The organism is Thermoanaerobacter sp. X514 (genome assembly GCF_000019065.1).
In the GTDB taxonomy this organism is placed as follows: domain Bacteria; phylum Bacillota; class Thermoanaerobacteria; order Thermoanaerobacterales; family Thermoanaerobacteraceae; genus Thermoanaerobacter; species Thermoanaerobacter pseudethanolicus.
The window spans coordinates 296,196-308,266 of record NC_010320.1 but is presented as its reverse complement, the minus strand read 5'-3'; the positions used below and the strand labels follow the sequence as shown (position 1 = coordinate 308,266).

General features: G+C 34.6%; 12 protein-coding genes. 5 read left to right on the top strand and 7 right to left on the bottom strand.

Going from position 1 to position 12,071, the window contains the following annotated elements; all coding sequences use genetic code 11:
- Positions 1–385: 385 nt before the first annotated feature.
- The 3 genes from asrC to asrA are packed head-to-tail and all read right to left on the bottom strand — an operon-like array spanning position 386 to position 3,284.
- A complete protein-coding gene (gene asrC / locus TETH514_RS01455) occupies positions 386–1,399 on the bottom strand; it encodes a sulfite reductase subunit C (protein WP_003867167.1) in 1,014 nt (337 codons plus the stop codon).
- A gap of 16 nt (positions 1,400–1,415) precedes the next feature.
- Positions 1,416–2,207 (bottom strand): anaerobic sulfite reductase subunit AsrB, encoded by a 792-nt coding sequence (gene asrB / locus TETH514_RS01450; RefSeq protein ID WP_003867168.1) that lies wholly within the window; start codon positions 2,205–2,207, stop codon positions 1,416–1,418.
- Positions 2,208–2,234: 27 nt separating this feature from the next.
- Positions 2,235–3,284 carry an anaerobic sulfite reductase subunit AsrA gene (gene asrA, locus TETH514_RS01445; RefSeq protein WP_003867169.1) on the bottom strand — a complete coding sequence of 350 codons (1,050 nt, stop codon included), beginning with the start codon at positions 3,282–3,284 and terminating at the stop codon, positions 2,235–2,237.
- 433 nt (positions 3,285–3,717) lie between these two features.
- Here asrA and TETH514_RS01440 point away from each other — a divergent pair, with 433 nt between their 5' ends.
- Entirely contained in the window at positions 3,718–4,602 is an 885-nt protein-coding gene (locus tag TETH514_RS01440; protein WP_009051860.1) for a selenium metabolism-associated LysR family transcriptional regulator, read from the top strand.
- Between the two features lie 148 nt (positions 4,603–4,750).
- Here the strand turns inward: TETH514_RS01440 and TETH514_RS01435 are convergent, their stop codons facing one another.
- The 4 genes from TETH514_RS01435 to TETH514_RS01420 all read right to left on the bottom strand — a co-directional run bounded on the left by TETH514_RS01435 (position 4,751) and on the right by TETH514_RS01420 (position 8,808).
- Positions 4,751–5,323 (bottom strand): LemA family protein, encoded by a 573-nt coding sequence (locus TETH514_RS01435; protein WP_009051861.1) that lies wholly within the window; start codon positions 5,321–5,323, stop codon positions 4,751–4,753.
- 75 nt (positions 5,324–5,398) lie between these two features.
- Complete coding sequence (locus tag TETH514_RS01430) at positions 5,399–6,724, bottom strand: hypothetical protein (RefSeq protein WP_009051862.1); 1,326 nt, start codon at positions 6,722–6,724, stop codon at positions 5,399–5,401.
- Positions 6,708–7,850 (bottom strand): DUF58 domain-containing protein, encoded by a 1,143-nt coding sequence (locus TETH514_RS01425; RefSeq protein ID WP_009051863.1) that lies wholly within the window; start codon positions 7,848–7,850, stop codon positions 6,708–6,710. Before TETH514_RS01425 ends, TETH514_RS01430 begins: the two co-directional genes overlap by 17 nt.
- Before the next feature lie 19 nt (positions 7,851–7,869).
- Entirely contained in the window at positions 7,870–8,808 is a 939-nt protein-coding gene (locus TETH514_RS01420; RefSeq protein WP_009051864.1) for a MoxR family ATPase, read from the bottom strand.
- 192 nt (positions 8,809–9,000) lie between these two features.
- Here TETH514_RS01420 and TETH514_RS01415 point away from each other — a divergent pair, with 192 nt between their 5' ends.
- The 4 genes from TETH514_RS01415 to TETH514_RS01400 are packed head-to-tail and all read left to right on the top strand — an operon-like array spanning position 9,001 to position 11,875.
- Complete coding sequence (locus tag TETH514_RS01415; RefSeq protein ID WP_009051865.1) at positions 9,001–9,417, top strand: Fur family transcriptional regulator; 417 nt, start codon at positions 9,001–9,003, stop codon at positions 9,415–9,417.
- A gap of 18 nt (positions 9,418–9,435) precedes the next feature.
- The gene (locus TETH514_RS01410; RefSeq protein ID WP_009051866.1) at positions 9,436–10,317 is read left to right on the top strand and encodes a metal ABC transporter substrate-binding protein; all 882 of its coding nucleotides are present in this window, start codon (positions 9,436–9,438) and stop codon (positions 10,315–10,317) included.
- A gap of 6 nt (positions 10,318–10,323) precedes the next feature.
- Complete coding sequence (locus TETH514_RS01405) at positions 10,324–11,088, top strand: metal ABC transporter ATP-binding protein (RefSeq protein WP_009051867.1); 765 nt, start codon at positions 10,324–10,326, stop codon at positions 11,086–11,088.
- Positions 11,081–11,875 (top strand): metal ABC transporter permease, encoded by a 795-nt coding sequence (locus TETH514_RS01400; protein ID WP_003867179.1) that lies wholly within the window; start codon positions 11,081–11,083, stop codon positions 11,873–11,875. Before TETH514_RS01405 ends, TETH514_RS01400 begins: the two co-directional genes overlap by 8 nt.
- Positions 11,876–12,071 lie beyond the last annotated feature (196 nt).

The following is a 12,071-nucleotide window of genomic DNA, read 5'->3' as shown; positions in this document are numbered from 1 at the left end:
AATCATATTGCTGAGCGTTTAAATACCAAAAACTTACTTTGTTAAACTACATCAAGTTACAAAAACTTCTTTTTTAACAACATTATAATCAGCTTCATCATCCATAGCACATGCATTACTACAGCCACTGATAGTATATTTCCTTGTAAATTGCCTGAGGATACTATACGCATACTCCTATATTGCTGCTTGATAAAGCCGCTTCCGTTTTTAGATTCAGTCTCAGAAAAACAGCTACAAAAGTGCTAAAGGTGTTAATAAAGGGCTTACTACTATTGTAGTAGCCCATAGACTTTAGATTATTTAGAAGATGGATATTATTTATGTTATATCTAATTGCGTACAGATAGTATGGCGTGTGTTCCTCACTGTTTCTCCTTTAACATTAACGTTGGGTTACGGGTTTTACATTAAAATTAGACCTGTATTCGGTTTCTGTCCATAATACCCTTTGAGCCACCATAGCTTCTGGGTTTAGTTTGACATCTTTTAATATCATTTCTTTAAATTTGTTATATCCCACTCTGTCAATAAGGTGTCCACCATGGATGTATTCAGGTTTGTTGTTCATAACATAAGCAGAAAATGTCTCCCAATTTTTAAGTACACCTAAAACCACATCTTCTGTAACCCAGTTTAAAAAGATTTTTCCCATACGAGGTGTTTGCTTTCCTGTTCTGCCGCCGATCAATACTCTGTAGAATTTTTTAGGGTTCCTGGTCCAAGCACCAGTTGGACACACTAGGACGCATTCGCCACAGCCGACGCAGCAGCAGGTATCTTTCACGATTTTTCCTTTTTCTACAGATAAAACACGCGTTGCATGATGAGCACACGCTTCTACACACTTTTTACACCCTATACAGCGCTCATAATCGTATTCCGGCTTTGTAATACCAATTATACCGATATCACTAACGTGAGCTTTAGCACAGTCGTTAGGACATCCTGATATATTTAATTTTATATGATAATCGCTGGGGAATATAATCTTTTCTATTTTTCTGGCCAGGTCGGTTGTATCAATGTTAGCATATATGCAATGACGATTACCTATGCAAGCCATTATATTACGAGCTCCTATGGTCGGATACCCGTTGTCATCAACTGCCATATCAACGCCGCATAAATTTACTTCAATTTCTTCGATATATGGTCTTATATATTTGTTAACCTCATCTATATATTCATATTTGATCCCTGGTATTGAAATTGTCTGTCTGACTCCCAGGTGAAATTCTCCGTTTCCCCAAGTTTCCGCAATATGCTGAAAAAATGACAGATATTTGGCATCTATAACACCGCCGGGAACGCGTATCTGGAGCATGAACTCCCCTCGCACTTTTGACTGACGATAACAATTTCTTCGAACCTTTTTTACATCTATATCGTAACTCATATAATTATCCCTCCGATTAATCCAACAGATTTTTTGCTTTAGTATAATTAAAGACAGGCCCTTCCAGACAAACATATGTCTCATTTATCTTGCAATGGCCACACTTGCCGACGCCACAAGACATTTTCCTTTCAAAAGATAACCAGATTTTATCTTCGGCTACACCGTTCTTTAAACATTCTAAAGCGGCAAAGTGCATCATAACAGGAGGACCTACAATTACTACATTGTAATTTTCAAAGCTGTCAAATGGTATTTTCTTAATGTGTTTTGTAACAAGGCCGACCTCAAAGCCTTCTATCTTATCTTTATCAAGAGTATAAATTGTGTTAAACCTGCTTCTAAAATTATTTAAATCCTCTTTGAACAGTATGCTCTTTTCGTCCTTAAATCCCGCGATGAAATACAGAGAGTGTATTTCATCTGGATGTTCATAAAAATACTTTAAAAGGCTTCTAACAGGAGAAACCCCAGTTCCACCGGCAATGACAACTAGATCCTTACCCTTAAAATCATCTACAGGGAATGAATTACCATAAGGGCCTCGCATAAATATCTTATCACCGGGTTTTAAATTAAATATTTCATTGGTAAGTTTTCCTACCTTCCGTATGGTGAGTTCTACCCAATTATCTCCCATCGAACTTACCGATATAGGGCCTTCTCCGATTTTAGGTAAAGACACCTGAAAGAATTGTCCATGTTTTACCTTTGCATTGGTTTCTATCCTGAAAGTATATTCATTTTCTGTTTCGTGTATAATATCGATTATTTTATGGGGGGCTGGAAGCATTATATTTACACTCATTTACTTTACCTCCTCAATTGATGCTGTTTATCTTATATCTTTAGTTGTCTCCGCTTTTTTGAGTTTCTCCACTTCATCATACAGGCGATTAATGGTAGCAGGAAAAGATATTAGTTCAGGACATCTTTCATCACATCGCCCGCATCCTACGCACATGTGTTCGTCTTTAAAACGAAGTTTATAGTCATAAATTTTATGCAGAGTTCTGAATCTCATCCGCTCTCCCGCGGTTTTCCTGAAACTCAGTCCACCTGCCATTGTCGTGAAATCTTCGTGCATACAGCTGGCCTGAACCCTTCTCCTCTCACCAACTTTTCCGTTTTCAGTGTATGTTACGTCTAATGTGGTAAAACAGCTGCAGGTTATGCACACAGCGGTACAGGCTCCACAGCTTATACATCTTGAATTATAACTTTCCCACATATCGAGATCGTAAATTTTTTCTAATAATTCATGGCTATCAATTTCCGGGATGTTAACTTTTGTCGGGTTAGAGGTAACAAATTCAGGGGTAAATTCTACTTCTCTTTCATCGGCAAATAAATTGGTAAATTCATCGTCTTTTATTTCTACCAATATGTTATCATCGCCAAATCTAACTGCTAAACTGTAGTCGTCGGTTTTATTGGAACCCATTGAGACGCAGAAGCAACTATCCCAACCTCCTTCTTTGCATTCCATTAAAATAAACTTTACTTTTTCCCGTAAACGCTTGTAGTAAATGTCTTCTGTTCCCCCGTTTTTGAGAAAGATAGTATCAAGTCGTCTAAAGCCATTTATATCACAGGGGCGGACAAATATCATAATCTTTTTGTCATCTACCTTGCTTTCCATATATTCATATTCGGTAAAGTAGAATAGCGCCTGGGTAATCGGATATATCACTTCTTTTGGTGAAAAATCTGATTTCTCATCGTATACTACATCCTCAATTGAGTTAATTTCTGCATATCGGATCAAATCAGTGTCTGAATAACGACCACGCTTTTCAAAGCGCATAGGAGCATATACCTTATACTCTTTTTGCAATTCTTTTAAGATTTCATTCATCCTTTTAATGCTTACACAATAACTCATCTTCTTCCTCCTCTTTATATGGCATTTGATATTCTTTATAATCTCTTCATCAAATAATTAACCGTCCACGCTTAGCAAAGCACAGCCAGGAATGAAAATATATTTTCGTGTTAAATAATTAACTTTGATATAAGTATAACACTCACAAAACTTTTAGTCTAATAATAAATAGTTATATTAATGATAATAATATTTTATATAAACTGCCAATTTTTATACGTCTATACTATAGTAAACCAAAATCTAAAAAGTAACATTTCTTAATCGAGCAAAGTACAATAAAAAGTACAATAATACGAAAAATAACAAGGGCAACAAAACACAAGACTTGAGAAGGTTGAAGAGTGCCGAATTTCTTCCTTTTATCTTTTCATTAGTAAAGTAATATGATATTATGAAAATGATAATTTTGTAGTTATATGAGGTGGCCGTTATGACCCTTAGGGATATAGAAATCTTCGTAACCGTTTGCGAGTTAAAGAGCATGTCTGCTGCCGCTAAAAAGCTCTATATGTCCCAGCCCGCCATCAGCCAGGCCATATCGCAGATGGAGGGAGATCTCCAGGTCAGACTTTTTGACAGGATAGGCAGGAAGCTTAGCCTCACGTATGCAGGGGAAATCCTGTATAGTTACGGAAAGCGGATACTCAATCTTGTCAAGGAAGCAGAGAGTACTCTTGATGATGTGAGGAACATGAGGATGGGAAGGCTGAGAGTGGGAACCAGTACAACGGTGGGAATTTACCTGCTCCCGGAGATAATCGGCGAGTTCAGGAAAAAGTTCAGTATCGACGTCTACTTTACAATTGGCAACACAGCAGGGATAGAAAAGCTGATATTTGACAATTCTATAGACCTTGGTATTGTCGAAGGTCCGGTCCATTCAAGGGACATTGTTGTAACACCCTATATAGATGATGAGCTATATCTTGTATGTTCAAAAAGCCACAGGTGGGCAGAGAAAAAAAGCATCAGCCCCGCAGAGATTGAAAATGAGGATATAATCATGCGAGAAAAGGGAAGCGGGACGAGGGAGGTCTTTGAGGAGACCATGGCGAGAAATAATGTGAGGTACAGAATAAAATACGTTCTTAACAATACGGAGGCCATAAAAAAGGCCGTCGAAGCCAATATAGGCGTTTCGGTCATATCCAGGCTGGCCGTAAAAAAGGAGATAAGAGGCGGCAGGCTCGTGAAAGTTGACATTGAAAATATAAGATTTGAAAGGAAGTTTAGCATCATTTATCATAAAGATAAGTTCAAATCAAATCTGTTCGAAGAGTTTATAAGACACCTTTATAATTACAGTATAAGGTAGCGCCGCGAGGCACAACCCGCGGCCACAAACCGATTAAAATACACCCATCAGCTTCAACATTTTGACGACAGGACCTCCGCAAAAAACAGAGATAAAATAAAATTTTAACCATTTTTGCAAAGGCTATTTTAATTTATTACAGGAATGCTTATTTGGAAAAATCTACTTTAGGCACAGTCTTTGCTGCTTCATCTGCTTTAAAATATTCTCTTTCCTTAAACCCAAACATATTGGCGATGATAGAGGTTGGAAAAGACCTTATCTTGGTGTTATAAGCTTGAACAGCATTGTTATAATCCATTCTCGCTACAGCTATTCTGTTTTCAGTTCCTGCTAGTTCGTCGCTTAACTGCCTGAAATTTGCATCAGCTTTTAAATTAGGATAATTTTCTGCAATAGCAAGAAGCCTTCCCAATGCTGTATTTAATTCATCATTTGAAGCTGCTTTTTCAGCAACAGTGTTGGCACTTAAAAGTTTTTCTCTTGCTTTATTTACACTATCAAAAATCTCTTTTTCATGGGCTGCATATCCTTTAACAGTCTCTACTAAATTAGGAATTAAATCAGCCCTTCTCTGAAGCTGATTATCAATCTGACTCCATTTACTATTTACATTTTCATCTAACGCCACTAACTGGTTATAAGTTCCATAAATTGTTCCAAATACTAATACAGCTATTAGAGCCAAAACAATCAATGTAATAATTAGCGGATTTTTCACTGCCATTCCCCTCTCACTATTTTCTAAATACTTTCTATAGTACTATTATATACGATTTGTTTGAGCAAAGTAAATCTAAATTTGTTTCAAATTTTTTATAATTTCTCTTAACTTTATTTCAAATTCCTTTACTTCCTCATATTGAGGATAATAATTTCCATATCTTACTTTTTCGTAAAGAGCTGTAATTTCCTCCATTGCAGAATGCACAAAAGGAAAAACTTCCACCACTTTTTTATAAACATCTTCACTAGAATGGTTGCCTTTTACAAGAATTTTGTTTTCGTATAAGTGTTTTAAAAATCTTTTATAATAATACCTTACCCTTTCCCTCGAATCCCTATAAATTTTTACTCGCTCTCGAACATTTTCAGCTATTTTCTGCCTTATCCCTTTTAATCTTTTATATATTTGCAAATCCCCAATTTTTATATCAATCTCTTTTTCTTCTGTAAAATCCCTTTCATGCTTTTCTTTTTGCAGTTTTGTTATTGCTTTTATAATATATACCATCAAAGTAATTATTATAACAACAGCTAATAAAGTAGCTATTCCATTTATCAGGTGGACAAGCCAAGCATAATCCGGAGGAATCTGCTCCTCAAAAATATTTTCCTTATTGTTATATTGTCTTAAGGCCTTATCCATCGCCTTTTTAAAAAATTCTTTATCTATTGGCAATAAGCTAAAAAGCTTTGACAACATCAAAAATAAGACATAAGCTAAATAAGAAGCGCCATAAACAAAAATTTTCACAATGCCTTCATACAAATAATGATAGACAAATCCTCTCACAGCAGGAGAAGAAAGTAAAATCATAGTTAAAATTATAAGGCTTACTGCTACCCACTCAAAAGTCGAAACTCTTTTATATGACCTATTATCGGAGAATCTGAGATTTTTAACTTCTAAAAGCACAAAAATGCTGAGCAGAATATAAATAATGCTATATTTAGGGATTATCAATATATCTTCAGGAGTCATAAAATAGTTCGCAATATTTATGACAAATAGACCTATTAACTGCTTATAAAATTGTTCTACATTTAACATATCATCAGCGAAGATTCCTCTGTTTTTTACTCCTCTTGACCAAATATACAAAAACACAATGAATAGGGCCACCAGTTGATAATAATTTTTACTAATTATTGTACTCAATAAAATGCTAATTACAGTCCCTATAGTTAAATTCAATTGTTTATAAGATTTCTCGTTCATCTCAATTTCTGCATTGTTAAAAACCCCGCTTATTAAAGAAGCTAAAAGGACTATTTCAAAGGAAATACCTTTTTCTCTAATAAAAAGCCCATTTAATAGGGTGTAAATTAAAAATACCATTATACCATCTAAAACTGTCAAAAACGTCCTCACAAACTTTTCTCTATCCCACAGTTTCAAGTTGCTTCCCCTCTTCATTATAAAAGAATAACTTAATATTTGACGGTAAAGGACCAATTTTATTAGGCTTTATTGAAATAATTGAAACCTTTGTATTTTGTATGTTGGAAAGTGCATTTATCACTTTATCATTTATGAAAGGCGTTACAACCACTAAATCTGTACCCCATGACAAATGGTTTGTCAATAGCCTCAAAATTTCTTCAAGGTCATACCTCTTAAAAAAAGACAAACCCGCAAAAACCCCAAGAAGCTTTGAAATCTGAGATTCTCCTGCAGAAGGCTCTATAATGCTATAGTCCCCTTCAAAAAGACAAATAGCATTTGTAGAAAATCCAACAGGAATGCCTTTTTTTAATAAATCCACTGATAAAGAAGCTGCTACTTCCACTGCCTTTTCAAACTCTTGTAGGTCAATAGTCTTAAACAGATACCTGTGAAAATCAATATTAAATAATATCATTATTTTTTTATCTGCTGTATAATCATATTTATTCACTTTTAACATCTGATTTTTGGCAGTGGCTTTCCAATTTATGTCTTTATAATTATCAGAAGAAGTATAATCTCTGATTCCACTTATCATAATAGGGTCTTCTATTATCCATCTTCTTACAAATGCGTCTCCTTGAAGAGAATCAGCCACAACAAAAGAACTATTCAAATCTATTAGATTAGGATAAACCACAAGCCTCGCGTGAGCCAATATTTCACTTTCATATTCCTCACTGCCAAATAAATCGGTAGAAAAAACTTTCACGGGGTCAAAAAGATTGTATACTCCTCTTTTTATACCTATAATTTCAAATTTCCTTGTAATCCTCTGAAAAGGCATCATAGAAAGCACTGTAGTGTGAAAATACTTAACTTTATCATTATTTTCCACCATAGATGATTTTACCATTTGAAGTTCCACAGGAATCTTTTGCTGTAACTTTAAATAGGTGATAGGAAATATTTTTTTATTTACAAGTGTAATCCTAAGCGTTGTTTTTTCCCCAGGGAAAATAGCTGGATTTTCAAATTTCCGTTCTATTTTCAAATCCTTAAAAATGTATTTTTTATAAAGATTAGCTTGCATAGCTAATACAAAAGCCACAACAAGAATAAACCACAAAGCATTCATTTTCAAAACCACCTAATTTTTATTTTTCAAGAGGGATTGGAACTTCTTCTAAGATTCTTTTCACTACATCTTCCGCCTTTAAATTTTTAAGCTTACCTACCCCTTTTAAAATAATCCTGTGGGACAGCACAAATGGCGCAATGTACCTTACATCATCTGGTGTCACAAAGTCTCTTCCTTTTATATAAGCATAAGCTTGAGAAGATTTATAAAGAGCCAATGTAGCCCTTGGGCTTGCTCCTAATTCTATCTCCCCATCTTCTCTTGTCCTTTCAATTATATCTAAAATATAATTGGCAACGTCTTTTTCCACATACACATTGGTATACTCTTTTTGCATTTTTATTATATCCTCTTTGCTGCAGACTGGCTGAATATTCTCTAAGGGACTACCTTTATCAAAAAGGTCTATTATTCTCTGCTCTTCTTCTCTTTTAGGATATCCCATTTTTATTTTCATCAAAAACCTATCTATTTGAGCCTCGGGAAGAGGAAAAGTGCCGTAACTTTCTATAGGATTTTGCGTAGCAATAACAAAAAAGGGTTTGTCTAAAGGATAAGTGACACCGTCTACAGTTACCTGCCTTTCCTCCATACATTCAAGAAGGCTAGACTGAGTCCTGGGTGTAGCCCTATTTATCTCATCAGCTAATAAAATATTGGTAAATAAAGGGCCTTTTTTAAACTCAAATTCATTGAGTTTTTGATTGTAAACATTTATTCCTGTCAAATCACTAGGAAGCAAATCGGGAGTAAATTGCACCCTCTTAAACTCACAATTAATAGATTTAGCTAATGCTTTGGCAATAGTAGTTTTACCAACTCCTGGCACATCCTCTAAAAGAATATGCCCTGAAGAGATTAAGGCTGTAAGCATTAAATCAATTACTTCTCTTTTCCCTACTATCACTTTTTCAATGTTATTCCTTATGTCTTCTAATATTTTTGCATATTCCATCCTATCACCTTTTTTCAAATAAAATTTTACCTTATTTTTTTATTATAGAAAACATTTTCTGAAATTTCAATAGTATATGTAAAAGTTAACATTTGATTTAAATTTATGTAAATTTCCCATTGACTTTTTTGCTAAATTGTAATACTATCTTAATTAAGAAAGATTTCTTATTTAATAAAGGGTGTGATTAAAATGCATAAACAAGAAGCCATTAAAAAATTAAAAGACCATAACTACAAACTTACGCCTCAACGAGAATTGATACTGGATATCATGTTAAATCAGCAGGGGTATCTTTCTGTGAGACAAATCTATGAAAAAGTAAAAGAAGTCTTTCCTCAAGTAAGTATTGACACAGTTTATCGCAATTTGAGCCTTTTGAAAGATATAAATATTTTAAATGAAACGACAATTGGCAATAATATCATGTATGTAATGCGAAAAGAAATACACAATCATACCATGAGATGTTTAAAATGCGGCAAAATCTTTGAACTAGACATATGCCCTCTCGAACTTTGGATAAACCAAATAAAAGACTTTGAAATTGTAGACCACAAAATAGAAATCGTTGGTTATTGCAAAGATTGCAGGAGCAATAAAAACTAACTATAGGAGGTAATATTTATGAAAAAAACTTTAATCGCTATACTGCTTATCATGGCTTTAATTTTAGGTATAACCTCTTGTGGCACAAAAACAGTAGAATCTTCAAAACCAGTAGTGTACGCATCTTTTTATCCAATTTATGACCTTGCATCAAAAATTGGTGGTGACAAAATAACAGTAAGAACTATAATACCGCCAGGAGTCGAACCCCACGATTGGGAACCTACCACAAAAGACGTGGCTGAAATGACAAAGGCAAAAACTATCCTTTACTTAGGTTTGGGAATGGACTCTTGGATTGACAAAATAAAAACCAATGCTCCAAATGTAACATTTTATGAAGTATCAAAAGGCATAACTCCAATTGTTGAAGGCAATCAAACAAATCCTCACATATGGCTTTCTCCTAAAGAGACCTTGATAATGGCTAAAAACATAAATGAAGCCTTGCAAAAGACCTTTCCGAATGATAAAGATTATTTTGAAAAAAACTATCAAAATTTAAAAACTACATTAGAAACTCTTGATAAAGAGTACACTGAGACTCTTTCACAGACAAAGCACAAAACCTTTATTGTATACCACCGCGCTTTTGATTATTTAGCAAGAGACTATGGCTTAAAGCAAGAAGCATTAGTAGGTTCAGATGAAGAAGCAGAGGTAAGCCCTGCTAGAATGACAGAAATTATAAATCTTATAAAAAGTAAAAATATAAAATACATTTTCACAGAACCCTTGACTTCTCCAAAGCCTATACAGACTATAGCAAAAGAAACAGGAGTACAAGTTTTGCCTCTTAGCACAATCGAAGGGCTTACTAAAGAAGATATAAAGAAAAAAGGAGATTACATCTCTTTAATGAAACAAAACCTTGAAAACTTAAAAAAAGGATTGGAGTAGGTGAAAATGAACTTGGTTGAACTTAAGAATGTCAGCTTTGCTTATGACACTAAAAAAATATTAAATAATATCTCTTTAAAAATAAATAAAGGAGAATTTGTTGCAATCATCGGACCTAATGGGTCCGGAAAAAGCACTTTAGTCAACATTATGGTAGGAAATCTCATTCCCACTTCTGGTGAAGTTTTGTACGATGGAGTAAAGCTGCAAAATATAAAAAATAGGTCTTTTATAAGTTATGTACCCCAAAAGTCTTATTCCTTTAATGCCTCTTTTCCTGCCAGTGTAGAAGAAGTAGTATCAATGGGATTATACGCAAAGAAAGGAATATTTAAAAGACTTTCTAAAAAAGATTGGGAAGAAGTATATGAAGCTTTAAGAATTGTAGACATGTTGGATTATAAACACAGACTAATAGGAAGATTATCAGGTGGACAGCTACAAAGAGTTTTCATAGCTCGCTCTTTAGTTGTAAAACCAGAAATACTTTTTTTGGATGAACCTACAACGGGAATTGATGCGAAGTCTGAAAAGGCTTTATACGCTATCCTTGAAAAATTAAATAAAGAAAAAGGTATAACTATAGTAATGATAACCCATGACGTTTGGGCAATTACTGATAAAGTATCAAGGATAATATGCATGAGTGAAGGTAAAATAAATGAAAAATGTGAAGCCGTCGACCTTACAGCAGGAGAATTAGCTGAAGTATATGGATATCCAGTAAAAATAGCAAAACATCATCACAATGGGAGTGTTAAAAATGATTGATATTTTTTCCTATGAATTTATGAGAAGAGCATTTATAGCCGGAAGCATTATTTCAATAATTGCACCTTTAACAGGTAGCTTTCTTGTCCTAAGACGGCTTTCACAAATAGGAGACACCCTTTCTCACGTTGCTTTAGCAGGAGTGGCAGCAGGTATTTTGCTTGGAATAAATCCTACATTAGGCTCCATAATTGTGGTGCTTTTAGCTTCTTTTGGAATAGAAAAACTGAGGAAGACATATTTCAGGTATTCCGAAATATCAATAGCCATAGTTATGTCTGCAGGAATGGCAGTAGCAATAATTCTTTTAAGTCTTTCAAGAGGCGGCGCCGCCAACATAATGAATTATCTCTTTGGAAGTATTGTGTCTGTAACAAACACTGACGTCCTTTTGATTTCAACTCTCGGTATCGTTGTAGTGGCGTCAATTATTTTGCTGTACAAAGAGTTATTGTACATCACCTTCGATGAAGAAGCAGCAAAAATTTCAGGTATACCTGTAAGCTATATCAATTTCTTCTTTACAGTACTAGTAGCTTTAACTGTCGCCCTCGCCATGAGAATTGTAGGTGCACTTTTAGTATCTTCACTAATGGTAATACCGGCTGCCGCAAGTTTAAGAATCGCCAAAAGCTTTAAACAGACAATATTTTATGCAATACTCTTTTCCTTTATATCAGTCTTTTCGGGAATATTTCTATCCTTTTACTTAAACTTATCCCCCGGTGGAAGTATAGTCCTCGTCTCGCTTTTTATAATGGGACTCGTTTCATTAAAGAAGAGGTAAATAAGGAGAAAAGTAGGGGATAGTACATACTATCCCCTCAGACTGTAGACAAACTTTCGTAAAGGAGATATTCTGCATAAGGAGCGACTTGTTACAAAGCGGCCCGGCACTCAAGTAAGTATGCTTGTTTTTTCTATTTTTGCTTTATAAACTTTCTTACTTGAGTGCCGGGAAACTTAGCAAGACCGAGGGTGGA